The sequence below is a fragment of the Chryseobacterium indoltheticum genome (genome assembly GCF_003815915.1).
Lineage (GTDB): Bacteria > Bacteroidota > Bacteroidia > Flavobacteriales > Weeksellaceae > Chryseobacterium > Chryseobacterium indoltheticum.
The window spans coordinates 3,771,919-3,797,667 of record NZ_CP033929.1; the positions used below are offsets into that span (position 1 = coordinate 3,771,919).

The following is a 25,749-nucleotide window of genomic DNA, read 5'->3' on the forward strand; positions in this document are numbered from 1 at the left end:
TACGGAAAAGAAATGAATGACAGGAAAATAAAAAAAGAGCCGTCAAAAATGACAGCTCCCCGCTAAATTTTTAAAAACATTTGCCTAGAATTTATTTCAGAAACTCAGCAGGTGTATTTACTCATTACTAAAGAAAAAAACTCCGTTAAAATAAGCACAGCAAAATAACGCAGTAAAATAAAAAGTATAATGAGTAGAAATACCCAAATATAAAAATCCGTATAAATACGGATTATATGTTTTTTTAAGCAGGAGAATAAATATTGTTAACAATGGCGTAAATAACAATTCCAACTGTATTTTTAGCGCCAATTTTTTCGATAGCTCTTTGCCGGTGACTTTCTACCGTTCGCGGACTAATAAAGAGTTTTTCTGCAATCTCGTGATTGGTAAATTCCTGGCAAATCAACTTCACGACGTCTTTTTCTCTTTCAGAAAGATCATCATCCATACTAAAGAGTGACTTTTTTTTGGAAGTACTATTCATGTAAGAAAGAAGCATCTCATGATCTTCATTCGTAAAGAAAATGCCGTTTTCGAAGACTTTTGATATCGCTTCTATAAATAATTTTTTATCGGAATTTTTCGGCAGAAAAGCAGAAACCCCCAACTTGACCATATAGCCAAGAACCGATGTTTTGTAATGGGACGAAAGGATAATAATTTTAAGATCAGGATATTTGTCTTTGAGAATCTCCACCAATTCGAAACCGTTCATAGGCTGCATCTGAACGTCAACTAAAGCAATATCCGGGAAATCTTCTGTAGAACATGTCTCAAGATTCTCGAGAAAGAGATTTCCGTTATTTGCCATCATCGTTACCGAAAAGTTTTTTTCTTTTGACAACAGCATTTTTACTCCTTCAAGAATCAACTGCTCATCATCAACCAAGGCAATTTTTATATGGTGGCTCATTATTTTTTCTGAATTTTAAATATTAATCGACTTCCTTTATTTATGATACTTTTCCATTTGAATTGGGCATCCATAGACTGTAGCCTTGATTCTATATTTTTGATTCCCATTCCTTTTTTCACCTTTTCATAATCAAATCCCTGTCCGTTATCAAAGATAACAATTCCTGTAAAATCTTTAAAATCTTTAATGAGAATATCAATTTTATCTGCACTTGAATGTTTGATCACATTTGTTGTAAACTCCTGTATTATCCGATAAATTTGAACCTCTATAAAAAGATCTTTCTGGATGTATTTTGGGAAAACAAAAAGTGAAATACTGATTCTTGCCGACAAATTGGTAATCAGCTCTTCGATATACAAAATCAAGCCTAATCTTTCTAAATTCACAGGATAAAGCGAGTGCGAAATATTTCTGGTACTGTCTATTAATTCTGAAATCTGATTAGCAATAACTTCAGAAGTAGAATCATCTTCGATATCAAGATTATTCAGCCATAAAGAGAGAATGTTTAATCTGTTTCCTATATCATCATGCACTGAAATCGCAATTCTTTTACGCTCTTCTTCCTGCACTTTGGTATTTTCTAAAACCAGCTTTTTCTGATGCTGAATTTCTGCTAAATTCTGCATTTCTTTTTCTTTTATAATACGGTCTACAAAAGTTTTGTAAGCCATCAATATAAAAAACACGATAATTGCAAGTGTTACAATTATCAGAATAAGCAGATTGATATTTAAGGTTACTTCTTTAATTTTAAAAAGGTATATACGATTGAACAATACAAAATACTCGATAAAATATTATTAACTCCTAAAATCATATAGTAATCATTTTCGTTTAAAACTGCTATTTGATTTTGAATAATAAATACAAAAACAGATACTGCATAATAGAAAAACATACATGCATCTACCAATAGAAAACGGTTTTTGTGTCGAGTACCCTTGATTTCTTGTAATAAAACAAAACCGCAAAAACAGATAATAATAACATTTGAGATTACTTTTCCATAATCTTCATTGCTAAGAATCGAAAAAAACTGATTCAAAATAATAAATCCTAGAGTTAAAATAAGAATGGGGATATTACAATATTTCGAAAGGTTTAATTTTTTAATAAACAAATTTGATAATATTAAAAACTCTCCTACTATATAGATGGGATACAAGAACGAAGTATTTTCAAAATTATAATATTGTGTCAAAAGATTGGTAACACCTTCAATTATAAAAAGAAAAACAATATATATAATATATTGTTTTTCTTCTTTTCTTAATGTTGAATATTTTTTAACTCCAAAAATGCAAGAAACAAGAAGAAGAAAATTTGTTATTCCCCATGTTAAGATAAAATAGTTATGCATTTTACACTACAACCTACAAATGGGAGGACAGGGTCTTGACCAATCATAAGTATTTGAAATCATTTCCATACTCGTTCCTACACCATTTCCTAGTTTATCTCCTTTATAATATGAAATAAAGATAAGAGTTACTAAAGTTTGCTGAAAGATTGCAGAGTATTTTAACCCAAAAGAACAAATCAATTTGTCAAGATATTTTCCAGTTTGATTGAAATCTTGATTTGGAACATAAAATCTTTCAAAAATATTTCTCAGTTTAGTTTGCTCGTATTTTTCACATTCATTATAGAACCAGTCCATCCCATCATTTCTCCAGCTTTCAATAGCTGCAACTACTTTATCTTGTTCCAACAAAGGAACATTTGCAATCGGAAAATACGTATCAGCACTGTCGTCTATTTTACGAAGATCATTGGAAAGAACAGCATGTTTTACAATTGTATATTCTTTTGTCTCCAACAATCTAATGTCACCATCACATTTTGCAAGTGAACTGAAAGGATAAACATCTTCCTCAATTTTAAAACCTTTTTCATCGATTGGACATAAAATAAGAATCATTGCACCTTTATACACTCCTACTTCTACACAAAATTCATTATACTTATTTCTCTCTATCAGCCATTGAATCTGTTCAATACCAAATTCAAAAATATTACTTGTAGAAATCAGTTGTTTAAGTTCCTGATATTTTTCTGATATTGCTTTCCATTCGGAAATTGCACTTGTAAACTCTTCTCTGTTTAATGTTGTCATACTTATGGTTAGTTTAGGAGCATAAAATTATGGAAACTTCCTAATATAGGCAACTATTCATCTAAATTTGAATTCAATAATCTATCAAAATTACCATCCACCGCCTCCGCTTCCGCTTCCGCTTCCACCTCCAGATGTTCCAGTTCCTGAAGATCCTGATCCTGATCCTGTTCCTGTTCCTGTTCCTGTTCCTGTTCCCGGTATTTTACAAATCGGCGGACAAGGTTTTGCATAATCGTAAGTATTAGAAATAGTTTCAAAGCTTAACACTTGCTCAATTCTAGAAGTAGAAATGAATAATAACGTTGGAAGTTCTTTCTTATAAATTTCAGAATATCTCAATGCAAAAGCACTCACAAAATTAATTTCATTTTCAGAAGACAAGATTGGCACTGAAGGAACGTAGAATTTTTCAAAAATATTTACACCTCCATTTTCCTTTTTTTCTGCATCAAGCCAATTATATCCCTCTGTTTGCCAAAGTTGGAGTATTGAAATAGCAAGTTCTTTATCAATTAACGGTTCATTTATTACCGAATTGATAACCTCCGACTCATTGCTAATTTCTTCAAAATTTGTAGAAAGAACTGTTTTTTTTACAGTCATTGAGCTTTCTACTTCTACAAATTCTAAATTATTTTGTAAAAGCTCTAAAATACAATAAGGATATTCCTCAATTGCAACAGCTCTTCCATCTTCATCAAGAGGAATTGTAATAAGAATAACTTGTTGATTATAGATTCCTATTTCTGCGCAAAACTCACTATTATTATTTCTTTCTTTAAGCCATTCAATATTTTCTGAATAGACATTAAAAATTGAGTTTTTTGGTAAAACAATCTCCAAATCATCCTGATTTTGTTTAAATTTTTCCCATTCTAAAACTGCTGAATCATAATCAGCTTTTGTTAAAATTCTCATATTAATATTTTAAATAATTATTCAATAAATCTATTAAGACAAAAACAATCATACAAATAATCATAAATAATTAACAATTATTTAATAGTTTCTCACCGTCACATGAAAACAGCTCTGTTGTTTTTCTTTTATGTAATAAATGCGCCCTGCAGCCGCATAATACTTCAGCACCTTTTCTAATGCAGCTTCCATTTTTGGATTATTCTTTAAAACACCATTAAATCTTACGTAAGAAATATCGAATGAATTACCGTAATTATGCGAACTAATCCCTAAACTTGCGTTAGAATTCACTCTTCTCAACCTGCATTGATCTTCAATTGTTCTGGTAATTGATGAAACTGTAAAAGTATGACCTTTTGTTTCTTTACTGAATCTTGCACCAATTTTTTCTAAAGTCGCCTTTCCTTTAGAAACCATCCAGGCTCTGCTATAATCTAATTTCTGAACCTTAAAGCCTTTTCCTGATTTTTTGATGGAATGAAATTTCCCGTTATTGATATATTTCTGAACGGTTGCTGTATTTTTCAGAAGTTTCACATTAAAGCTTTTCGAAGCATCCAAATGTGGTTTATAAAGCGGAGTTGGCTCAACTTTTAAAACTTCCGTAAGATCATAACAAGGCAGCGTTTTTTTGGATTGCTGACTGTGAAAAATTTGATTAAAAAATAAAGGGATTATAAATAGATACTTCCTCATTAAATATCATTTAAAATGTAAAACGGATAAATATTGACTTTCTTACGTTCAAAGATATTAATTTAATGCAATGACATACTATTTTACGATTAAAAAAAATACCTTAAAAAAAGTTAATTACCATAAATATCCTCAAAAATAAATCCAATATCATGTAATAATAAATACTGAAAATAAAAAATCATTGAATTATTTATTTTTGTAAATTAGCTTACTAATCATAAAAATACAATAAGAGATGATTTCAAAAACCTCAAAATTCGTAGCTGAGATGTTCGGCACTATGGTCTTGGTCTTAATGGGTTGCGGAAGCGCTGTAATCGCAGGTGCAGACGGAACTACAGGAGTAGGACTTTTAGGAATTTCTTTCGCATTTGGTCTAAGTGTTGTTGCAATGGCTTATGCAATTGGCCACATTTCGGGATGCCATATCAATCCTGCAATTTCTATCGCAATGGTTGCAGCAGGAAGAATGAAAATGGGCGAAGCAGTTCGCTACGTTATTGCTCAGATTTTAGGAGCCATTATTGGAGCAGGTATTCTTTATCTTATTTTCACCAATCATCCTGGCGCAGAAATGAAACCCTGGGCCTTAGGATCCAACGGTTGGGGAACAGGCTACCTCGATCAATATAATACTCTTGCGGCTTTTGTTGCAGAATTTGTTTTCACTTTCATCTTTTTGATGGTAATTTTAGGATCAACTTCCACAAAAAATATCAATGGTGGATTTGCAGGTTTAGCAATTGGATTTTCTTTGGTTTTAATTCATATTGTTGGAATTAAAATAACTGGAGTTTCTGTAAATCCGGCAAGAAGTATCGGCCCGGCAATATTTGCTGGTGGCGAATCTCTTACTCAGCTATGGCTATTCATTGCAGCTCCCGTCTTAGGAGGAATTTTTGCAGCTTTTACCTATAATTTTATGATAGAAAAACCAGAATCAGCAAATTAATAAACTTCTATATAAAAATCAATTCCTGTCTTTTTGGCAGGAATTTTTATTTTGCTTTCTTGATCTCAAAAGGATTTTTAAAGATCAGCTCTTCATGTTTTCCTTTCACCTCCATTTTTTTATATAATAGATTAAGTGCCATTTTTCTTATAAAAAGATCTTTATCAGTGAGATTCCAATAAGTGTCTTCATGAACTTTCACAGGTTTTCGGATTAAATAAAATTCGGTTTCCCAAGAATCTACATTATGATAAAACTCAATAATCCCGCAATGTTCAGGAATCGCAGAATGCTCAATCATTCCCATTGGCAAAAGAAAGCTAAAAGAATTGCAGATATAATCGCCGCAACAAATCTTATCATGCTTTAGAAATTTCTCACCGGTCGAAGCATTAACATATGATTTTTTAAAATCATTTTTAAAATCACTTTTAGACAATTTAATTTCTATTTCGTGACTGAAACCTTCAGCATTAATCACCAAAATATCCGCTTCCCAATCTGCCTGAAAATGATTGGTCAACACAATCTCCTTCTCAAAATCACATTGAGAATGAATATAAGCATGAACCAGTTCCTCTATTTTTAACATTAATTACTTTTAAGAAACAATTATTAAACTCTAAAATTCTCCCATTCTAAAACTCTCCAACCCAATCAGCTCACCAACAAACTGCAACCCCGAATATCTGAATGATCAATTCTTCCTAAAACCTGAAATTTATCACAAACAATTTTCCCTAAATCCTGAGTGGCAATAAACGAACACGAGTGAATATTTGCCAAATCGATGATATTAATCGCTCCGGTTTTTCCATGTTTTTCATAACTAAACGGATCTTCTACATTTCTTATTAAAATGCGCATCCAGTTTGGACATTGATATTCGTTTTGTCCTAAAGAATATGCCTGCGAAAGAAGCTCGGTCATAGAATATTCAGAATAAATTTTGTCTGTTTTAAAGCCTTCCTGCAAAATTACCAATAATTCATCTTTGGTCATTTCTTCTTTTCTGCCTTTCATTCCACCGGTTTCAATCACAGTAAGCGCATTAGAAAACCGGAGTGTTTGCGAGTTTGAATTACAGAAATCTAAAAAGTCTAAAAGCGCAAAAGAAACTCCGAAAAGAATGACTTTTTTATCTTTTAGATCATTTAAAAGTTTAAATAAATCTTCATGATTGTAAAGGAAATATCCATTTTCAGGTTTTCCCGATTTTTTCATTAAAAAATCAACCATGTAAATTAACGAAGAGTTCTGTTTCTCGAGATAACTTGGCAGCAATCCGAGAAAAATAAAATCTTCGGGTTTTCCGATGAATTGTTCAAAGCTTCTATAAATACTTTCCTTATATATATTTTCGTCGGCAATGAAATGTTTAGACAAATTCATCTGCGTTGTTCCTGAACTCTGAAAAAACAGATCAGTTGAAACATTTTTATCTAAAATCTGATGATTTTTGAACATTTCGATAGGCAAAAATGGAATCTTGTCTAAACTTCTCACTTCTTCCGGATTGATTTTCAGATAATCAACAAACTTTCTGTACACTTCTATATTGTCATACTGACAACGAAATGTCCTGATTGATGCAGCCAAAAAGTCATGCTCTGTCTTTATGTCGAATATATTTTCCAATGATATAAATATTTTAAAACCTCTTATTAGCTCAAAATGAAGCATTTATTATAACAAGCATAGCTTTTAATTATTTTTTAATATTAAAATTAAAGATTTGGTCGGGTTATTGCAATTGAAACCCCGGAATATGGATTAGTAATAAAGGTTTATACCTTTATTTCGGAAATTACCTCATTTATGGGGTAATTTTTTTATTCCTGTTTCTCAAAAATCTTCAATTGAAAGTCGTATTCGAAAACTCCGTAGGTGAAATAGGAAATCCAGTCTCCCAGATTGATGTATTTTGAATTTTCAGCTAAATCTAAAACCATCGGCAAATGACGGTGACCATAAATAAAGTAGTCTATTTTTTCTGTTTCGAGCTTCTTTTTAGAATAGATAATTAAAAACTCTTTATCCTCACCCAAAAAAGCTTTGTCTTCATCTCCTGAAATCATTTTGTTTTTCTGCGACATATACAACGCAATCTTCATCGCAATATCTGGGTGCAGCCATTTAAAAAACCACTGCGCAACAGGATTTGTAAAGACTTTTTTCATTCTTTTATACCCTTTATCTCCAGGTCCCAAACCATCACCATGTGCTAAAAGAAACTGTTTTCCGGAAATTTCAAAATATTGTTTCTTATAAAAAACGGTGCAGCCAATTTCTTCTTCAAGATAATCTTTCATCCACAAATCGTGGTTTCCTACAAAAAAATAAACCTGAATACCACAATCCTTCAACTCGGCAATTTTTCCGAGAACACGCACATAACCTTTTGGAATCACGTGATTCCATTCGTGCCAAAAATCAAAGAGATCACCCATCAAAAATAAAACCTGAGCATCTTCTTTGATCTCATTCATCCATCGGATAAATTTTTCTTCACGCACTTTGCTCTCCTTAGGATTGGGAGCTCCAAAATGCTGATCCGAAGCAAAGTATACTTTTTTTCCCGGCTCTAAATTGATGGTTGTTTTAAGCACCTTTTATATTTTAAATTCAGTAAAAAAATATTAATTATCTTCTGCAAACCATTCTCCGTAAGAGTTTTCGGTTTCGTGAAGTTTAAGATATGCTAAAGAAATTCCTTCCGGAAGTTTTGATTTTACTTTTGCAGCGATGGCGTACAACATATTTTCGCAAGTTGGCTGAAAAGTACAGTAGATCACTTTGTGACCTTGATTTTCTAAACCTTCACCCAATTCTCTATGCGGAGAAACTCCGTTAATTAAAACAGCATGGTCCCAAACATCAACGATCTCAGACTTTACAATATCTTTAATATCGCCAAAATCTACCACCATTCCGTTTTTAGGATTTTCAAGATCATTTACAGGTTTTCCTTTTACCGTAACGAAAAGCTTATAAGAATGCCCGTGCATATTTTTACATTTTCCGTCATAATTGTACAAAACATGAGCAGTTTCGAATGTAAAAATTTTTGTAATACGTATCATGGCACAAAGATAAGGAAATTCAATATTTAAACGAATAACCTTTCCTTCGACTTTATTTTTAATTAAACTAAAACACCATAGAAATAGCTACGATAAGCACAATCGGCACCACAATAAAAGCAATTGGTAAAATAAGATTGACGATTGCTTTTCCTATCGAAAATTTCTGTACCTCAGAAAGCCCGATCACCGTAAAAACAAGAGATGTAAGTGATAAAAGAATTTCCATGGCAAATGAAATCCAAAAAACGATACTTCCCGCAATACCGGATTCGAGATAATCTGAATTATTTTTAAAATAACCGAGACCATAAACCGCAATCTGTAAAAATACAAACACCAATCCGATGATTGAAGGAATCATTGCATAAGCCATCATCCGGTAAATTGAAGATGTATTTCCTGCGCCGTTTAGCCATTTGCCTGTCCAGCTTAATAGCGCGGCATAAATGTAGTAGGAAATCCATCCCAACATTCCTCCCAAAATTACACAGCCAAAAACAATTGAAAACATAGAAGAATGGTCACCCAAATCTTTTGAAGAGGCACGATCAAAAGCTCTTACCATGCCTGCAAAAATCATCAGAATGTATAAATATTTTTCGTACTGAGTATCATTTATAAATTTGAAAATCCTTCTTGGTTCAGTCCAGATTTTTGTAAAAATATCTTTATCGGTAAGGACATCGTACTTTTCGAACTCTTCAAAATGATCTTCTGTATATTTTGTTTCCATGTAGTTTTATAGATGCACGAAAATAAACATATTTATCAAAAATCAAAGTAAACTCAGCCAATTCTCATCCAGCCTCTTAATTTTCTGCGTATTTTTATCAATAAAAACCCAAAGCGTAAGAGAATCGACAACCAAAACATCATTGCAGTAAAACTCAACTTTTCTGGGCTGCCGGATTCCTTCCGGTGATTTCGGATAGGTTTTTATTGTAATTATATCTCCTAAATAGACCTGTTTTTTATATTGAATATGATGATCGAGAAGCATCCAGATATCATGCGGAAAATCTAGTTTATGTTTTACAGAATCCCAATGTTCAGCGGCAATTTCTTCTACCCATTTTACATATTGCACATTATTGACGTGATTATTTAAATCGATATACTCTTCCGTAATTTTTATTTGCTTTTCAAAAATCAAACTCATCTTCTTCAAATATTTACTCAAAAATAAGGCATAAAATATAAAAACCTCCTCAAAGAGAAGGTTTCAAACAACTAAATTTATTTAAAATGGAACTTTTTAATAATTTTCTGTTGGAAAACGCAAAGATGCAAGAAAATCTACAAAGCATTTCTTTTAATGTGCAAAGATTTTATCTTTGATTTTCTTGCGCCTTAAACGTTATAATTCAATTAAGCTTTGCGCCTTTGCGTTTTTCCAACAAATTATCTCTAATTTTTTTAATGAAACTGTGCTGTTTCTGTAGAATCTTTCATCGCAACGGTGGCCGAAGAACCGCTTGTCACAATATTCTGAACCTCATCAAAATATCCCGTCCCCACAAAAGACTGATGTTTCACCGCTCTGAAACCTTTTTGCTGCAAAGCAAATTCCCGCTCCTGCAATTCAGAATAACCAGCCATTCCTTTTTCTTTATATGCTAAAGCCAATTCAAACATCGCCGTATTCAATGCATGGAAACCAGCCAGCGTAATAAACTGAAATTTATAGCCTAATTTCGCCAATTCTTCCCTGAAATTCAACATTTCTTCAACGCTCAGTCTTGCTGCCCAGTTGAAAGATGGCGAACAATTATAAGCCAGCATTTTTCCCGGAAATTTGGCATGAATTCCTTCAGCAAATTGTCTTGCCTGCTCAAGATCGGGATTTGAAGTTTCCATCCAGATTAAATCTGCGTAAGGAGCATATGATAAACCTCTGTCGATTCCCTGTTCTACTCCATTTTTCACCACATAAAAACCTTCGGAAGTTCTTTCGCCTGTTACAAATTTTTTATCTCTGTCATCAATATCTGAAGTCAGTAAATCCGCAGCATCAGCATCTGTTCTTGCAATAATTAAACTTGGAACATCCAAAACATCAGCCGCCAAACGAGCCGAAATCAATTTGTTGATCGCTTCCTGAGTCGGCACCAAAACTTTTCCGCCTAAATGACCACATTTTTTAGCAGAAGATAACTGATCTTCAAAATGTACGGCCGCAGCGCCGGCTTCAATCATTTGTTTCATTAATTCATAAGCATTTAGATTTCCGCCAAAACCAGCTTCTGCATCGGCAATGATTGGAACTAAATATTCCTTTTCTCCACCTCCGTTTACCGATTGTATCTGGTCAGCTCTCAACAAAGCATTATTAATTTTTTTCACTACAGAAGGCACTGAATTCGCAGGATACAATGATTGATCAGGATACATTTCACCAGATAAATTCGCATCTGCCGCAACCTGCCATCCTGAAAGATAAATAGCTTCTAAACCTGCGTCAACTTCCTGCACCGCTTGATTTCCTGTTAATGCACCCAATCCTGCAACGAAATCCTGAGAATTTAGTTTGTTCCAAAATTTCTTTGACATTTCAGTCGCAATCATATAATCTAATTTGTAAGAACCACGAAGCTTTAAAACATTTTCCGCTGTATAAGGTCTTTTTACACCGCTCCAACGTGGGTTTTCCAGCCAGTCTTTTTCTATTTCCTGTATTTGATCTTGTCTTGTTTTCATACTATTTATGATTCAATTATTTGTTGATGTTAATTACAGTTAGTTAGTTAGTTAGTTAGTTAGTTAGTAGCTCCTAAATCGCTTTAAACACTCAGACACTACAACCCTCAAACTCACTCACTCTCCCACTTAAATAAATGGATATGCTTTTAAGGTTAAAAATTCTTCAAAGTTTTCACAGAAAATCAGTTCGTTGAAAAGTTCTTTTGCCAGATTAAATTTTCCATTTTTGAAACGTTCTTCACCCACATATCTTTCAATTCGTTCCAATTCTTCAAATTCCCATTGAAGGATCATTTCTCTCGTCAATGTTCTGTCATCATTTAATATCGCTTCATTTTTCAGCCATTGCCAGATTTGGGTTCTCGAAATTTCTGCTGTTGCGGCATCTTCCATTAGGCTATAAATAGCTGCTGCTCCAGCTCCCATTAACCAGGATTCGATGTAAAGAATTCCGACATTGATGTTTTTACGAATTCCTTTTTCGGTAATTTCACCTTTTGGAATTTCCAGCAAATCTTTTTCAGTAATTTGATATTCAAACTTTTTATCGATTTGATTTTTTTCTGGCATAAATTGATCAAAAATATCTTTCGCTACAGAAACCAAAGCCGGATGCGCCACCCAAGTCCCGTCGTGACCGTTCTTTACTTCTCGTTCTTTATCATTTCTTACTTTTCCGAAAGCCTGGCTATTCGCTTCATAATCGTTTTTAATAGGAATTTGTGCCGCCATTCCGCCAATTGCATGAACATTTCTTTTGTGACATATTTCAATTACTCTTTTAGAATAAGCACTCATAAAAGGTGAAGTCATCGTCACCTGATCTCTGTCGGGAACGATAAACTCAGGAAGATTTCTGAATTTTTTAATGAATGAAAAAATATAATCCCAGCGTCCGCAATTCAAACCGGAACTGTGTTCTTTTAATTCAAATAAAATTTCGTCGATCTGAAAAGAAGCCGTGATTGTTTCAACCAAAACTGTTGCTTTAATAGTTCCTTTCGGAATTTGAAAATAATTTTGAGCAAAAACAAAAACATCATTCCACCAACGAGCTTCTTTGTAATGTTCTAGTTTTGGAAGATAAAAATAAGCTCCACTTCCGTTTTCCTGCAACCTTTTTATATTTCTGAAAAAGTAAATTCCAAAATCGATTAGCGAAGCAGAAGTTTGTTCACCATTAATTTCAACATGTTTTTCATTTAAATGCAAACCTCTTGGACGAACCAGTAAAACAGCCGTTTTCTCATTCAAATGATAAGATTTTCCCTGTTCATTTTTAAAATCAATTCTTCGGCTAATTGCATCCGAAAGATTGATCTGTCCTTCCATACAATTTTTCCAGGTTGGCGAATTGCTGTCTTCAAAATCTGCCATAAATGTTGACGCACCAGAATTAAGAGCATTGATTATCATTTTTCGGTCAACCGGTCCGGTAATTTCCACTCTTCTGTCGAGCAAATCTTCCGGAAGCGGAGCACAAACCCAATTTCCGTTTCTGACTTCTTTAGTTTCAGGTAAAAACTTCGGAAGAATTCCTTGATCAAATTCCTGTTGCGTCTTTTTTCTTGCTTCTAAAAGATCAATTCTCTTTTGATTAAAATTTTGGTGGAGCTCTACCAAAAAATCGATTAAATCATTAGTGAAAATTTCTTCAAACTCGTGTTGAGACTTTATTTTTAATTGTGTTTTTGTTTTCATAACCTATTGATTTTGTGATTCGACATTACAAACCTAAATAAAAATTTTCACATACAGCGAACGTTCGCTAAATTTATTTTAAAAATTATTATGCTAAAAATCGCTTCTAAATATTATATTTGAATCATGAATTCTGATAGTAACTTTATCAAAACGGTTTTCGGACTGAAACTAAAACAGCAGAGACAAAAGAAAAATTGGTCTTTGCAGGATCTTGCTGTGAAGACCGGTTTATCAAAATCTTATCTCAATGAAATTGAAAACGGAAAAAAATATCCGAAACATGATAAGATTATTCAGCTTTCAGAATCTCTGAACTGTACTTTTGATGATTTGGTTTCGACAAAACTTGATAAAAGCTTAGCCCCTTTTAACGAAATTCTGCAATCTGATTTTTTTAAAGAAATTCCTTTGGATCTTTTCGGAATTAACAAAAATAATCTCATCAGCATCATTAGCGATGCTCCGAAAAAAGTAACTGCTTTTATTAATGCTCTTATAGAGATTTCACAGAATTATAATCTAGGAAAAGAGCGATTTTATTTTGCAGTTTTGCGTTCGTTTCAGGAATTGTATGATAATTATTTTCCTGAAATTGAGGATAAAATTGTACAATTTGCCCAAGAAAATCTGTTGGAAATCAGCAAAAACTTACAACCTGATGTTTTAGAAAAAATTCTGACTGAAAAATTCAATTACGCTATTCAATCTGAAGATTTTGAACGATACGGAACGTTGGATCATCTACGTTCATTATTTATCCCTGAAAAAAAACTGTTGCTTTTAAACAAAAAATTAGAGCAAGATCAGAAGACTTTTATTTTTGCTAAAGAAATCGGATTCAATGTTTTAGAACTAAAGAATCGTCCAAACACGTATTCCTGGCTGGATTTTGGAAGTTTTGAAGAAATTCTAAATAATTTTTATGCGTCCTATTTCGCAGGAGCTTTATTGATTTCAAAAGAAAAAACAGTTGAGAAAACTTCCGAATTTTTTCTGCAAAACGATTGGAAACCCACTAATTTCGAAGATTTAATTAAAAATTTCACTCATTCGCCGGAAACATTTTATTATAGATTAACAAATATTCTTTCTTCAGAGTTGGGAATTAAAGATTTGTTTTATTTATGTCTGGTTAAGAAGAAAAATTCAGATAAAATTCAGATCTTAAAGGAATTGCATCTTAATCATCAACAGGCTCCACATGCCAACGCCACCAACGAACATTACTGCAGAAGGTGGATTGCCATAAAAAACCTATATGATTTAACAGAAAATGAAACGTTAACGGATGCACAAATTTCTCATTACAAAGATCAAGGCGTAAGTTATCTGGTGATTTCCACTTCACAGAAGAATCCGTTTTCGGATGGAAGCAACAGAAGTTATTGTTTAGGAATTTTATTGAACTCGCAAACTATAAAAAAGATCAATTTCATTAAATCGGAAACTTTAAAAACCATCAATGTCGGTGTGACTTGTGAATCGTGCAGTATTCCAGATTGCGAAGTCAGGCAGTCGCCGCCAATTCGTCTTGAAAAAGAATATTTTAACTCGAGTATGAAAAATTCTATTGAGAAGATTCGTAGGGATTTTAGGTTGGGAGTTGGAAGCTGGATGATGGATGATGGAAGTTTAATGCATTGAGAATATTTTTATAATAAAATTCTGTAAAACTTTAACATTAAGATAATTAAGAATTTAAGAACTTCTATAGATTACTACTCGCTGAAACAAGTGTATATTTTTTTTAGAAATAAACAAAGTTTATTTTGATTAAGAGCATTTAAGCAAGTGTCATAATAAAAGCTTCCAACTTCAAACATCTATCTTCCAGCTATTTTCACTATCTTAGTTACAATAAACACACAAATGATTTTAGATATTTTCTTTCCGAATCGTTGCATTCATTGCAACCGGATTATTGACGGTGATTTACTTGTCTGCAATCTTTGCTTTGAACAAATTCACTTTACACATTTCAATTTTTTTGAAGAAAATTATATTAAAGAGAAATGTAAACTTCTTTTTCCTATCAAAAATGCTTTTGCATTAATGAAGTTTGAAAAGGAAAATTTAAGTAGAAAAATCATTCATGAATTAAAATATAAAAGCCGTGAAAAAGCCGGAAAGATTTTAGCAGAATGGACGACGGAGCGTTTAGATTTCAAAAAAGAAAAACCTGATGTGTTGGTTTCTGTTCCATTGCATCCGAAGAAGCTGAAGGAAAGAGGTTATAATCAACTGCATTTGTTTACGGAAACATTATCGAGGTTTTATGGGATTCCTTTTAGTCATAATTTAATTAAAAGAAATCACTATTCAAAAGCTCAGGCATTGAAAGACAAGCAACATCGTCTGGAAACTCAGAATACTTTTTCAATTACTGAAAACATTACAGATAAACATATTTTATTGATAGATGATGTTTTCACCACAGGAAATACACTGGCTTCAATTGCCTGGGAAATCCTGAAAGCACGAAATAACAAAGTAAGTGTTTTGGTAATAGCAATGGACGAATAACACTTGTAATACAAACGAAAAATTGGTCGTATTTAAAAAATACAACCAATAATTTATTTTAAATTTAAAATATCTTAAAACTATCTCTGAAGTTTTTCTCCGTAGCTCAAATCTCCGGCATCACCCAAACCTGGTGTTATATATCCTTTTGATGTTAAATTCTCATCTATTGCTCCTACCCAAATTTTCGCATCGGGATACGCTTTTTCGATCGTTTCTACACCTTGTCTTGAAGCAATTACTGCTACAATATGAAGTTGAGTAGGCGTTCCGTTTGTTAATAGATCTTTGATCGCTTCAATTAAAGAAGCTCCGGTGGCCAACATAGGATCTGCAACAATTAAAGGTCTTCCGTCAATATTCGGGCAGGTAAGATAATCCTGTTTTATTGAGAAATAATCGTTGGCGTCGTGCTTTCTATACGCTGCAACAAAACCGCAATCTGCTTTATCCAAATAATTTAAAATACCTTCAAATAAAGGAACTCCGGCTCTTAAAATGGTGGTAATTACCGGTTGAACAGCAATTTCTTTAACCTTAATTGTATCTAAAGGAGTCTGAATCTCAATTTCTTCATACTCTAAACTTTTACTGATTTCGAACGCTGCAATTTCTCCGATTCTTTCCATATTTCTACGGAATCTCATTCGGTCATGCTGAATTTCTACATTTCGAAGTTCGTTAATATATGAATTTATTAAAGAAAATTGTTGTGAAAGTATTACTGTCATTATTTTGAATAAGCTTATTGCAAAATTATGAAATAAAAATAAATCCCTCTTAGAAAATCTAAAAGGGATTTGGTAAAATTATTTTTGTCTGAAATATACTTCGATCGGAACTCCGGTAAATCCGAATTCTTTTCTCAATTGATTTTCAGTAAATCTCTTGTAAGGTTCTTTAACGTATTGCGGTAGATTACAGAAGAATACAAACTGTGGCGACGGAGTTGGAAGCTGTACGCAATATTTGATTTTAATGTATTTACCTTTATTTGCAGGTGGTGGAGTCTGCTCGAAAATCGGAAGCATAATTTCGTTTAATTTAGAAGTTTTAATTTTCTTCTTACGATCTTCATAAACGACCATTGCCATTTCAACTGCTTTCAAAATTCTCTGCTTCGTTAAAGCCGAAACAAACAAGATTGGAATATCACTGAATTGTCCGATTTTATCTCTGATAGATTTTTCGAAATCTCTGATTGTATTGGTTTGCTTATCTTCAACCAAATCCCATTTGTTGACAACGATCACAATACCTTTTCTGTTTTTCTGAGCAAGACCAAAGATATTCATATCCTGAGATTCCCATCCTAAAGTAGCATCAACCATGATAATAACCACATCAGAATACTCAATAGAACGAATTGATCTCATTACAGAATAGAATTCTAAATCTTCATTTACTTTAGATTTACGACGCATTCCGGCAGTATCTACCAAAACAAACTCGTGTCCGAATTTATTGTATAATGTCTGGATACTGTCTCTTGTAGTTCCTGCAACATCAGTTACAATATTTCTATCTGCATCAAGCAATGCATTGGTCATTGTAGATTTTCCTACGTTTGGACGGCCTGCAATGGTAATTTTTGGCAATCCTTCGAAAGGATCTGTATAATCTTTAGATGGAAAATCTCTTACAATATCATCCAAAATCTCTCCTGTCCCAGAACCTGTTGCAGAAGATAAAGTATAATATTTGTCGATTCCTAACTGATAAAATTCGGTTGCATCCACTTCTTCTTTAGCAGAATCTACTTTATTGATTACAATATAGGTAGGCTTGTTTGATCTTCTCAGCATTTCGTGGATCTCATGATCCGTATCCGTAAGACCTTCTTCTACATTCAGCATAAAAATGATTGATGTAGCTTCGTCAATAGCCAACTGTACCTGCTTAGAAATTTCTTCCTGAAAAACGTCATCGTTATTAACATCGTAACCTCCGGTATCAATTACGGTAAATTCTACACCATTCCAGTCAGATTTTCCGTAATGACGGTCTCTGGTTACCCCTGCAGTAGAGTCTACAATAGCCTCTCTTCTTTCTAATAAACGATTAAATAACGTGGATTTTCCTACGTTGGGACGCCCAACAATAGCAACAATATTTGACATAAAAAATGTTTAATAATCCTTCGACAAAGCGATAGGACAAGATTATCAATGAGTTACTCCAACTTTTGGAGCTCAATTTTTTGCAAAGGTAAGCTTTTATTATTTAAGCAGTAAAAATCTCTTTGATTGTGAATATGATATTTTGAAATAGTGGTTTTTTATCATTCAATTTTTTAATAAAATTACACCAATTACCATAATAACTAAAGCAAAAAAGACAGCCAAACGACTGTCTTCATACTATATGATTATTAAAAATTATTTTAAATCAAATCTATCTAAGTTCATTACCTTAGTCCAAGCTGCGACAAAATCTTTTACAAATTTTTCCTGAGCATCTGAACTAGCATATACTTCAGCTATCGCCCTTAATTCAGAATTTGACCCAAAAACTAAATCTACACGACTGGCCGTCCATTTTGGTTGCCCAGTTGATCGGTCAGTTCCCATATACAATTCGCTATCTTCTGAAATACTTTTCCATTGCGTGCCCATATCCAAGAGATTTACGAAGAAATCATTAGTCAAAACTCCGGGACGTTGAGTGAATATTCCATTTTTAGAACCATCAAAATTGGTATCTAAGGCACGCATTCCACCAATCAACACCGTTAATTCGGGTGCAGTAAGGGTTAATAATTGCGCCTTATCAATTAATAAGGATTCTGTAGAAACAGAGAATTTTTTCTTTAAATAGTTTCTAAATCCATCAGCTGCAGGCTCCAAATATCCCATTGATTCTACATCTGTCTGTTCTTGTGAAGCATCCATACGACCCGGAGCAAAAGGAACTGTAACATTTTGCCCAGCATCTCTGGCTGCTTTTTCAACGGCTGTATTTCCTGCCAAAACAATTAAGTCAGCTAATGAAATCTTTTTGTTTCCACCCTGAGCATCATTAAACTCTTTTTGAAGATTTTCTAATACTCCTAAAACTTTTTGCAACTGAACAGGATTATTTACCGCCCAATCTTTTTGCGGAGCCAAACGAATTCTTGCACCATTTGCACCACCGCGTTTATCACTTCCTCTGAAAGTTGACGCAGAAGCCCAAGCCGTAGAAACCAATTCAGAAATATTTAACCCAGAATCTAATATTTTGCTTTTCAGCAATTCAACATCAGCATGATCAATTAATTCATAATTCACTTCAGGGATTGGATCTTGCCAGATTAATTCTTCTGCCGGAACTTCAGGACCTAAATAACGAACTTTTGGCCCCATATCTCGGTGAGTCAATTTAAACCAGGCACGAGAAAAGGCATCTGCAAAAGCATCAGGATTTTCAAAAAAGTTTCTTGATATTTTTTCATAGACAGGATCAAATCTTAACGAAAGATCTGTGGTAAGCATCGTTGCTCTGTGTTTTTTATCAGGATCAAATGCATCAGGAATAATGTTGGCTCCGTCTTTCGCTACCCATTGGTGAGCTCCGGCCGGACTTTTAGTTAATTCCCATTCGTTTTCAAATAGATTCTTGAAGAAAAGATTGCTCCATTCTGTTGGCTTTTCAGTCCATGTTACTTCCAATCCGCTTGAGATTGCATCAGGACCTTTTCCAGATTTATAAGAACTGTTCCATCCAAATCCTTGTGCTTCAATTCCGGCTGCTTCAGGTTCTTTGCCTACATGATCTGCAGGACCTGCACCATGAGTTTTACCAAATGTATGTCCGCCTGCGATTAACGCAACTGTTTCTTCATCATTCATTGCCATTCTTCCGAAAGTATCACGAATATCTTTTGCTGCTAAGATTGGGTCAGGATTTCCGTCCGGCCCTTCAGGATTTACATAGATAAGCCCCATTTGTACCGCCGCCAAAGGTTTTTCAAGATTTCTTGAATGAACATCTCCATCGGCATCATCATCGGTTGGAAGAACACCGCGACCTTCTACAACGCCGTCTGAACCATGCGCATAACGCATATCGCCACCCAGCCAGGTTTTTTCAGTTCCCCAATAAACGTCCTGATCCGACTCCCAAACATCCTCACGGCCTCCTGCAAATCCAAAAGTTTTGAAACCCATTGATTCAAGCGCAACATTTCCTGTAAGAATTAAAAGATCAGCCCAAGATATTTTTTGACCATATTTTTGTTTGATCGGCCAAAGTAATCTTCTTGCTTTATCTAAACTCACATTATCAGGCCAGCTGTTTAAAGGTGCAAAACGCTGTTGTCCTGCTCCCGCACCGCCTCTTCCGTCACCTACACGATACGTTCCTGCGCTGTGCCAAGCCATACGGATAAATAAAGGACCGTAATGACCGAAATCTGCCGGCCACCAATCTTGTGAATCGGTCATTAATGCATGGAGATCTTTTTTCACACTTTCAAGATCGAGACTTTGAAATGCTTCAGCATAATCAAAATCTTTTTCCATAGGATTTGATAAAGAAGAATGCTGTCTCAGGATATCAACTCTCAACTGATCCGGCCACCAATCTTTATTGTTGGTTCCGTGTCCTGCAACATTTTCTTTTTTCATCGTTCCATTGTGAAACGGACATTTACTAATGTCATTTAAATCGTTTTCCATATAGTTTAATTTTTATTTAATGTTATTATCAATACAAACTTACAACGCTCTTTTAATAAATACAATCTATTAATAATATTTTTACGATAGCTAAAAACTATAACATGTTTTTGAATACTAGTTTAATCCTAAGATATATAATAATGCAATTAAGGTAATGAAATCTGGCATTATATTAGATAAAAAACAATAACAACTTCATATATTTAGAATAATTCAATTTTAAAGGTTGTTTTCAATATTTAACATATTTTTTAATTCCTTAAAATTTAATATCTTTATTTGTTTAGAACTCAAATCTTATGAAAAAAGTAATTGTTGTTATTCTTGTTGCGTTTATAATCATTCAATTTTTTCCGATTGATAAAACGAACAAACCGCTAAATCCGGGAATGGATTTTTTAAAAATTAAAACCAATACATCTCCGGAAATAGCGCAAATGATCACCAATTCATGTTACGACTGTCATTCTGATGAAACGAAATATCCTTGGTACACGAGTATCGCTCCGGCTTCTTGGTGGATAAAAAATCATATTGATGAAGGAAGAAAGCATCTTAATTTCTCTACATTTGCCACTTACGAACCAAAAAGGCAAATTCATAAAATGGAAGAATGTGTAGAAATGCTTGAGAAACATGAAATGCCTTTAGAATCTTATTTTCTGGGACATCAGGATGCAAAGCTTACCGATGCTCAAAGAAAAGAACTGATTACTTATTTCAAAAGAGAAATTCAGGAAACAAAATTTAAAACCCAATAAGAACTATGTCTGAAATCTGGGAACAAAAACATATTGTATTTTTTGACGGCGAATGTGGTGTATGCAATTTTTGGGTACAATGGATTCTTGAAAGAGATAAAAAAGATCAGTTTATGTTTTCTTCTCTGCAATCAGACTTCGGGCAGAAATTTTTATCGGAAAGAGGTTTAGAAACAAAACAATTCAACACCCTGTACCTTTGGAAACCTCATCGCTATTATCTTGTAAAATCTAAAGCTGTTTTAAAAATCGCCACTCTTCTCGGTGGAATTTATAATATATCAGTGATCGGGAAATTAATTCCGGCCTTTATAAGTGACAAGGTTTATGATAAAATTTCTGAAAACAGAATGAAGCTTTCGGCTCAAAAGTGCTTCCTACCCGATCAACATCAGAAAAAGAAATTTATCGAAGTCTGATTTGGTTCAGAATTTGGTATCTGATTATTATATAAATACTTTAAATATTTCCATTAAATTTTTATAAACATTTAAGTTTTTCGGAACATTATTTTTATTAATCCATATATTTGCAGACTATGGAATACAATACCCAAAAAACTCATCTCAATATGCCGGAATACGGCAGAATAATACAACAGTTGGTTGAGCGTTGCAAAGAAGTTTCAGACAAAGACGAAAGAAACGAAATGGCAATGGCAATCATTGATTTTATGGGTCAGAGAAACCCACAGCTCCGCGACGAAGAAAATTACAAACATAAACTTTGGGATCACCTTTACATTCTTGCCAATCATGACCTGGATGTAGATTCCCCATATCCTTTCCCTACAAAAGAAGAACTTGAAGAAAAGCCCAAAAGAATGGAATATCCTAAACTTCAGGGTGATTTCAAATTTTACGGAAAAAGTATTCTTCAGCTTATAGAAAAAGCAATCGAGCTTGACGCAGGCGACGAAAAAGAGGCTTTAATCGAAGTGATTGCCAACAACATGAAAAAGTCTTACAATGTTTATAATAAAGAACATGTAACAGATGATGTGATTTTCCGTCATCTGAAAGAACTTTCTGAAAACAGATTAGACCTTACCGGTATAGAAAGCTTAGAAAAAAGCAAAATCTACTACGCTACCAATGCCAACAGGAATAATAACAATAAAAACACAAACAACAAAAACCAACCCGCTAAAAGAAGATTTAACAATAACAACAATAATCATAAGAACAGAAGGTAATGAGTGGAACATTTCAAATAAGAGGAGGAAAAAGACTGCAAGGTGAAATCACTCCACAGGGAGCGAAAAATGAAGCTCTTCAAATTTTGTGTGCAGTTTTGTTAACTGATGAAGAGGTAAGAATTAAAAATATTCCAGACATTCATGATGTCAACAGACTAATCGAGATCTTGGGAGACTTCGGGGTAAAAGTTACCAAAAACGCTCATGGAGATTACACTTTCAAGGCAGATAATGTCAATTTTGATTATATAAAATCTAACGAATTTAAAAAAGACGGTGCCAAACTGAGAGGATCAATCATGTTGATGGGACCGATGTTGGCTCGTTACGGGGAAGCTTACATGCCGACTCCCGGAGGTGACAAAATAGGAAGAAGAAGATTAGATACTCACTTTCAGGGTTTAGTAGAACTTGGTGCAGAATTTAATTATGATGAGGAAGAATATTTCTATTCATTAAAAGCTAAAGAGCTTAACGGAAAATTTATCCTTTTGGAAGAAGCTTCTGTAACCGGAACTGCAAACATCGTGATGGCTGCTGCTTTAGCGAAGGGAAAAACCAGAATCTACAACGCAGCTTGCGAGCCATATTTACAGCAACTTTGTAAAATGCTGAACAGAATGGGTGCAAATATTTCAGGAATCGGTTCAAATTTATTGACGATTGAAGGAGTAACTCATTTGAACGGAACTGAGCACACTATGCTTCCGGATATGGTAGAAATTGGTTCTTGGATCGGTCTTGCTGCGATGACAAAATCTGAAATCACCATCAAAAATGTAAACTGGAATCAATTAGGAGTTATTCCAAACACATTCAGAAAGCTGGGAATTCAGTTGGAGCAAAGCGGTGACGATATTTATATTCCATCTCAGGAACATTATAAAATCCAGAAATTTATCGACGGATCTATTCTTACGGTTTCAGATGCGCCTTGGCCAGGATTTACTCCAGATTTACTTTCTATTATTTTAGTCGTGGCAACACAGGCTAAAGGAAGTCTTTTGGTACATCAAAAAATGTTTGAATCGAGATTATTTTTCGTTGATAAATTAATCGATATGGGCGCTCAGATCATTTTGTGTGATCCGCACAGAGCAACAGTTATCGGTTTAAATCAGGAATCTCCACTTCGTGGAACAACCATGGTTTCTCCGGACATCAGAGCAGGAAATGCACTTTTAATTGCTGCACTTTCAGCCGAAGGAAAATCAATTATTCATAATATCGAACAAATCGACCGTGGGTATGAAAATATCGATGGAAGATTGAAAGCGATAGGAGCAGATATTGAGAGAATTTGATTTAGTTATTAGTTATTAGTTATTAGTTATTAGTTATTAGTTATTAGCAAAATTAACTTTTACGATTCAATTTAAAATATAAAAGCGTTCAGAATTAATTTTCTGAACGCTTTTTTTTATTAAATTTTAAACACATTTAAGTTTTAGGCAGATTTAAATTCAACAATTTTTTGAATCTGTTGAGCGAAGATTGTTTTACCAACCGCCGCCTCCACCGCCTCCACCTCCGCCGCCGGAAGACCCGCCACCGGAAGATCCGCTTGATCCGGAACCACCAGAATAGGACGAGCTCGATGAAGAACCTGATGAGGACGAAGATGAAGAACTGCTCACCGGAGCTACCGTGGTTTCACTAAGCGTACTTGTAAAAGCACCCGCAAATCCATATCCAAAATGAGACTGAACATTTTCATACGGTTCAGCAGAATCCATAGTTTCCTGAAGTTTATCTCTAAATCTTTTCCCCCAAATTCCTTCGACTCCAAAAACAATAGCATACGGAAGAAATTTCTCATATACATCTGAAGTCATTTCCGGAGGATTATGAAATTTCAGTTGGTTTTCTTCAGCAGCACTCAGGTACATTTTGAAACCATCAATCTCAGATTCCATTTTTACTTTTTCTTCACTCGGTTTATTGACCAAATAACGAAATATTAAAATGGAAATGATCCCAAATATTAAAAACTTGAAACAGTTCGATTCAAAGGTTGTAATATCATCAGAACCTCCAAATGCCATGAAAAACATAGGAATAATAAATGTCAGCGAGAAAAACAATACTACTAGAAAAATCAGTTTGTTTCCTTCCTGCCATGTCGCTACCAATATTACAGCAAACAGACTCGCAAAAATACTGATAACAGAAGCTATCATTAAAGTTTGAAAACTCCATGTTACGAAAGAGTTTACAATTAATGCAAGAAAAAAAGTAACAAGAATAATTTTCAGGGCTTTGTAAACAATTTTTTTATTGGATACTTTATCTACAAAAATTTTATTTTCATCAATAATAAATTCTTTGAAATTATCTACCGCCTTTTTGATTTTAGAATTGTACGTTCCGCTTACCGAAATTGTCTTTTCTTTTCCAAATAAATTTTTCAGAAGCAGCTTTTGATCACCCTGCAAATTATCATTTTCTGATCCCAGCTTTTTTAAAGTAAACATTTTTGAGAGAAAAGTTTCTTTAATATCTTTCACCTCATCAATATCTACAAAACCTTTTACAGAAAGATCGACAAGATTTGCGGTCACCAGATTGGCATCAAATTTACCTTTATCGATATATCCCAAAGATGCAGGCGACAGATTATTGGGTGCATTAAACTGTGGAATAACGACAGGTTTTTCTGGATCTTTTCCATATTTTCTCCAGTTTTTATAGTAGAAAAACAATAGATAAAAACCAACGATAACCAATGAAAGGCTCGTCCAGTTTCTTTTAATCCATTTAGAAAAAACAGAAGGTTCTTTTAAAACACCGGCTTTAAAACCTACAGCTACCGTAAGATTTTGATGCTCATTTAAATGGTTTGCTTTAAAAATAATTTGCGTGGAAGAGATCAAATCACTGGTACAGTTTTGTTCTGTACTCCCTTCATTACCTGTATAACAGGAATTTTGGAGAATATCTGCATTTTTCGGTAAATGAACCGTTGCCTGAATATCTTCCACAGGAAAAGACCAATCTGTTCCATTGACGTTCCAGTAAAACTCATCATATCCTTTGAAATTCCCAATCTGATCCTGCGTTTGGTAAACAATTTTGTAAGTATAAAAACCTGAGGCAAGTTGATAGTCTTTATTACCAATATAAATCGTAAAAACACCATTCTCTTTCTTGGTTTTATAAGGTTCTTTTACACCATTTTTTTCAATCGCAATGATTTTATAGTAAACACTTTCTTTGCTGCCATTAATTTTTCTTACCGTTGGTAAAGCACGGAAAATCCCTCTTTTAATTTCATTGCCATTCGCAAAAACTTTGATGATTTCTGTTACAGTAACGTCAGCGTTTTCGGCAATATGAATATCAGAATGAAAAGAAACAATTCTTTCCCTCTGGATATTATTTTGATTAAAACCTAAAGAATCTTCCTCAACAACAGGTAATGCAACCACCTCATTCTGTGCAAAAACAAGCATACAGAAGAATACAGCAAAGACTTGTATAAAATTTTTCATATCTAAAAT

At 33.8% G+C, this 25,749-nt stretch carries 24 protein-coding genes and 1 pseudogene; 8 read left to right on the plus strand and 17 right to left on the minus strand.

The annotated features are described in order from the left end of the window. Positions 1–244: 244 nt before the first annotated feature. From EG358_RS17420 to EG358_RS17445, 5 genes are all read right to left on the minus strand, one after another. A complete protein-coding gene (locus EG358_RS17420; RefSeq protein WP_076561031.1) occupies positions 245–916 on the minus strand; it encodes a response regulator transcription factor in 672 nt (223 codons plus the stop codon). Then, entirely contained in the window at positions 916–1,596 is a 681-nt protein-coding gene (locus EG358_RS17425; protein ID WP_083677051.1) for a sensor histidine kinase, read from the minus strand. The genes EG358_RS17420 and EG358_RS17425 overlap by 1 nt, the downstream gene beginning before the upstream one ends. 695 nt (positions 1,597–2,291) lie before the next feature. Then, a complete protein-coding gene (locus EG358_RS17435; protein ID WP_076561029.1) occupies positions 2,292–3,041 on the minus strand; it encodes a hypothetical protein in 750 nt (249 codons plus the stop codon). A 90-nt stretch (positions 3,042–3,131) separates the two neighbouring features. Further along, a complete protein-coding gene (locus EG358_RS19765) occupies positions 3,132–3,962 on the minus strand; it encodes a hypothetical protein (protein ID WP_076561028.1) in 831 nt (276 codons plus the stop codon). 81 nt (positions 3,963–4,043) lie between these two features. Then, on the minus strand, positions 4,044–4,661 hold the full coding sequence (locus EG358_RS17445; protein WP_174565096.1) for a DUF5715 family protein: 618 nt from the start codon (positions 4,659–4,661) through the stop codon (positions 4,044–4,046). Positions 4,662–4,899: 238 nt separating this feature from the next. On the opposite strand from EG358_RS17445, the gene aqpZ reads away from it, so the two are divergent. Next, positions 4,900–5,616 carry an aquaporin Z gene (aqpZ, locus tag EG358_RS17450; RefSeq protein WP_076561027.1) on the plus strand — a complete coding sequence of 239 codons (717 nt, stop codon included), beginning with the start codon at positions 4,900–4,902 and terminating at the stop codon, positions 5,614–5,616. A gap of 46 nt (positions 5,617–5,662) precedes the next feature. On the opposite strand, the gene EG358_RS17455 is transcribed toward aqpZ, so the two are convergent. The 8 genes from EG358_RS17455 to aceB form a co-directional block, all read right to left on the minus strand. After that, the gene (locus EG358_RS17455) at positions 5,663–6,208 is read right to left on the minus strand and encodes a hypothetical protein (protein ID WP_076561026.1); all 546 of its coding nucleotides are present in this window, start codon (positions 6,206–6,208) and stop codon (positions 5,663–5,665) included. 65 nt (positions 6,209–6,273) lie between these two features. Further along, positions 6,274–7,254 carry a long-chain-fatty-acid--protein ligase gene (locus tag EG358_RS17460; protein ID WP_076561025.1) on the minus strand — a complete coding sequence of 327 codons (981 nt, stop codon included), beginning with the start codon at positions 7,252–7,254 and terminating at the stop codon, positions 6,274–6,276. Positions 7,255–7,448: 194 nt separating this feature from the next. Then, positions 7,449–8,225 (minus strand): UDP-2,3-diacylglucosamine diphosphatase, encoded by a 777-nt coding sequence (locus EG358_RS17465; protein ID WP_076561024.1) that lies wholly within the window; start codon positions 8,223–8,225, stop codon positions 7,449–7,451. A gap of 30 nt (positions 8,226–8,255) precedes the next feature. Next, positions 8,256–8,699, minus strand: a complete 444-nt coding sequence (locus EG358_RS17470; protein WP_066675476.1) for a 6-pyruvoyl trahydropterin synthase family protein — start codon at positions 8,697–8,699, stop codon at positions 8,256–8,258. A gap of 67 nt (positions 8,700–8,766) precedes the next feature. Next, positions 8,767–9,435, minus strand: coding sequence for a Yip1 family protein (locus EG358_RS17475; protein ID WP_076561023.1), 669 nt, complete (start codon positions 9,433–9,435; stop codon positions 8,767–8,769). Between the two features lie 42 nt (positions 9,436–9,477). Beyond that, the gene (locus EG358_RS17480) at positions 9,478–9,861 is read right to left on the minus strand and encodes an acyl-CoA thioesterase (RefSeq protein WP_076561022.1); all 384 of its coding nucleotides are present in this window, start codon (positions 9,859–9,861) and stop codon (positions 9,478–9,480) included. Positions 9,862–10,118: 257 nt separating this feature from the next. After that, positions 10,119–11,399: an isocitrate lyase gene (aceA, locus tag EG358_RS17485; protein ID WP_076561021.1), complete on the minus strand. Its 1,281-nt coding sequence runs from the start codon at positions 11,397–11,399 to the stop codon at positions 10,119–10,121. 129 nt (positions 11,400–11,528) lie between these two features. Further along, positions 11,529–13,103: a malate synthase A gene (gene aceB / locus EG358_RS17490; RefSeq protein WP_076561020.1), complete on the minus strand. Its 1,575-nt coding sequence runs from the start codon at positions 13,101–13,103 to the stop codon at positions 11,529–11,531. Between the two features lie 126 nt (positions 13,104–13,229). On the opposite strand from aceB, the gene EG358_RS17495 reads away from it, so the two are divergent. The 3 genes and pseudogenes from EG358_RS17495 to EG358_RS17500 all read left to right on the plus strand — a co-directional run bounded on the left by EG358_RS17495 (position 13,230) and on the right by EG358_RS17500 (position 15,629). After that, on the plus strand, positions 13,230–14,750 hold the full coding sequence (locus tag EG358_RS17495) for a helix-turn-helix domain-containing protein (protein ID WP_076561019.1): 1,521 nt from the start codon (positions 13,230–13,232) through the stop codon (positions 14,748–14,750). A gap of 225 nt (positions 14,751–14,975) precedes the next feature. Beyond that, positions 14,976–15,032, plus strand: a pseudogene (locus tag EG358_RS19975) (hypothetical protein); the annotation flags it as partial. 126 nt (positions 15,033–15,158) lie between these two features. Continuing rightward, positions 15,159–15,629 carry a ComF family protein gene (locus EG358_RS17500; protein WP_317043428.1) on the plus strand — a complete coding sequence of 157 codons (471 nt, stop codon included), beginning with the start codon at positions 15,159–15,161 and terminating at the stop codon, positions 15,627–15,629. A gap of 80 nt (positions 15,630–15,709) precedes the next feature. On the opposite strand, the gene upp is transcribed toward EG358_RS17500, so the two are convergent. The 3 genes from upp to katG all read right to left on the minus strand — a co-directional run bounded on the left by upp (position 15,710) and on the right by katG (position 20,287). Continuing rightward, positions 15,710–16,360: a uracil phosphoribosyltransferase gene (gene upp, locus EG358_RS17505; protein ID WP_076561017.1), complete on the minus strand. Its 651-nt coding sequence runs from the start codon at positions 16,358–16,360 to the stop codon at positions 15,710–15,712. Positions 16,361–16,438: 78 nt separating this feature from the next. Beyond that, positions 16,439–17,749: a ribosome biogenesis GTPase Der gene (gene der, locus EG358_RS17510; protein ID WP_076561016.1), complete on the minus strand. Its 1,311-nt coding sequence runs from the start codon at positions 17,747–17,749 to the stop codon at positions 16,439–16,441. Positions 17,750–18,007: 258 nt separating this feature from the next. Further along, entirely contained in the window at positions 18,008–20,287 is a 2,280-nt protein-coding gene (gene katG / locus EG358_RS17515) for a catalase/peroxidase HPI (RefSeq protein WP_076561015.1), read from the minus strand. A 302-nt stretch (positions 20,288–20,589) separates the two neighbouring features. Here katG and EG358_RS17520 point away from each other — a divergent pair, with 302 nt between their 5' ends. The 4 genes from EG358_RS17520 to murA all read left to right on the plus strand — a co-directional run bounded on the left by EG358_RS17520 (position 20,590) and on the right by murA (position 23,553). Then, positions 20,590–21,051, plus strand: a complete 462-nt coding sequence (locus EG358_RS17520) for a heme-binding domain-containing protein (protein WP_076561014.1) — start codon at positions 20,590–20,592, stop codon at positions 21,049–21,051. A gap of 5 nt (positions 21,052–21,056) precedes the next feature. Beyond that, a complete protein-coding gene (locus tag EG358_RS17525) occupies positions 21,057–21,470 on the plus strand; it encodes a thiol-disulfide oxidoreductase DCC family protein (protein WP_076561013.1) in 414 nt (137 codons plus the stop codon). Positions 21,471–21,589: 119 nt separating this feature from the next. Beyond that, positions 21,590–22,246 carry a DUF4290 domain-containing protein gene (locus tag EG358_RS17530; RefSeq protein ID WP_076561012.1) on the plus strand — a complete coding sequence of 219 codons (657 nt, stop codon included), beginning with the start codon at positions 21,590–21,592 and terminating at the stop codon, positions 22,244–22,246. Further along, positions 22,246–23,553 (plus strand): UDP-N-acetylglucosamine 1-carboxyvinyltransferase, encoded by a 1,308-nt coding sequence (murA, locus tag EG358_RS17535; RefSeq protein ID WP_076561011.1) that lies wholly within the window; start codon positions 22,246–22,248, stop codon positions 23,551–23,553. Before EG358_RS17530 ends, murA begins: the two co-directional genes overlap by 1 nt. A gap of 195 nt (positions 23,554–23,748) precedes the next feature. Here the strand turns inward: murA and EG358_RS19740 are convergent, their stop codons facing one another. Beyond that, positions 23,749–25,740 carry a DUF2207 domain-containing protein gene (locus EG358_RS19740; protein WP_159436377.1) on the minus strand — a complete coding sequence of 664 codons (1,992 nt, stop codon included), beginning with the start codon at positions 25,738–25,740 and terminating at the stop codon, positions 23,749–23,751. Between the last annotated feature and the right edge of the window lie 9 nt (positions 25,741–25,749).

What these genes read in the sequence shown, in the direction of transcription:
- EG358_RS17480 (WP_076561022.1), bottom strand. Translation starts at nt 9,861, where the DNA reads ATGAGTTTGATTTTTGAAAAGCAAATAAAAATTACGGAAGAGTATATC.
- EG358_RS17435 (WP_076561029.1), bottom strand. Translation starts at nt 3,041, where the DNA reads ATGACAACATTAAACAGAGAAGAGTTTACAAGTGCAATTTCCGAATGG.
- EG358_RS17420 (WP_076561031.1), bottom strand. Translation starts at nt 916, where the DNA reads ATGAGCCACCATATAAAAATTGCCTTGGTTGATGATGAGCAGTTGATT.
- der (WP_076561016.1), bottom strand. Translation starts at nt 17,749, where the DNA reads ATGTCAAATATTGTTGCTATTGTTGGGCGTCCCAACGTAGGAAAATCC.
- EG358_RS17525 (WP_076561013.1), top strand. Translation starts at nt 21,057, where the DNA reads ATGTCTGAAATCTGGGAACAAAAACATATTGTATTTTTTGACGGCGAA.
- EG358_RS17530 (WP_076561012.1), top strand. Translation starts at nt 21,590, where the DNA reads ATGGAATACAATACCCAAAAAACTCATCTCAATATGCCGGAATACGGC.
- EG358_RS17470 (WP_066675476.1), bottom strand. Translation starts at nt 8,699, where the DNA reads ATGATACGTATTACAAAAATTTTTACATTCGAAACTGCTCATGTTTTG.
- EG358_RS19740 (WP_159436377.1), bottom strand. Translation starts at nt 25,740, where the DNA reads ATGAAAAATTTTATACAAGTCTTTGCTGTATTCTTCTGTATGCTTGTT.
- EG358_RS17495 (WP_076561019.1), top strand. Translation starts at nt 13,230, where the DNA reads ATGAATTCTGATAGTAACTTTATCAAAACGGTTTTCGGACTGAAACTA.
- EG358_RS17445 (WP_174565096.1), bottom strand. Translation starts at nt 4,661, where the DNA reads ATGAGGAAGTATCTATTTATAATCCCTTTATTTTTTAATCAAATTTTT.
- EG358_RS17500 (WP_317043428.1), top strand. Translation starts at nt 15,159, where the DNA reads ATGAAGTTTGAAAAGGAAAATTTAAGTAGAAAAATCATTCATGAATTA.
- katG (WP_076561015.1), bottom strand. Translation starts at nt 20,287, where the DNA reads ATGGAAAACGATTTAAATGACATTAGTAAATGTCCGTTTCACAATGGA.
- aceB (WP_076561020.1), bottom strand. Translation starts at nt 13,103, where the DNA reads ATGAAAACAAAAACACAATTAAAAATAAAGTCTCAACACGAGTTTGAA.
- murA (WP_076561011.1), top strand. Translation starts at nt 22,246, where the DNA reads ATGAGTGGAACATTTCAAATAAGAGGAGGAAAAAGACTGCAAGGTGAA.
- upp (WP_076561017.1), bottom strand. Translation starts at nt 16,360, where the DNA reads ATGACAGTAATACTTTCACAACAATTTTCTTTAATAAATTCATATATT.
- EG358_RS17520 (WP_076561014.1), top strand. Translation starts at nt 20,590, where the DNA reads ATGAAAAAAGTAATTGTTGTTATTCTTGTTGCGTTTATAATCATTCAA.
- EG358_RS19765 (WP_076561028.1), bottom strand. Translation starts at nt 3,962, where the DNA reads ATGAGAATTTTAACAAAAGCTGATTATGATTCAGCAGTTTTAGAATGG.
- EG358_RS17455 (WP_076561026.1), bottom strand. Translation starts at nt 6,208, where the DNA reads ATGTTAAAAATAGAGGAACTGGTTCATGCTTATATTCATTCTCAATGT.
- EG358_RS17475 (WP_076561023.1), bottom strand. Translation starts at nt 9,435, where the DNA reads ATGGAAACAAAATATACAGAAGATCATTTTGAAGAGTTCGAAAAGTAC.
- aceA (WP_076561021.1), bottom strand. Translation starts at nt 11,399, where the DNA reads ATGAAAACAAGACAAGATCAAATACAGGAAATAGAAAAAGACTGGCTG.
- aqpZ (WP_076561027.1), top strand. Translation starts at nt 4,900, where the DNA reads ATGATTTCAAAAACCTCAAAATTCGTAGCTGAGATGTTCGGCACTATG.
- EG358_RS17425 (WP_083677051.1), bottom strand. Translation starts at nt 1,596, where the DNA reads ATGGCTTACAAAACTTTTGTAGACCGTATTATAAAAGAAAAAGAAATG.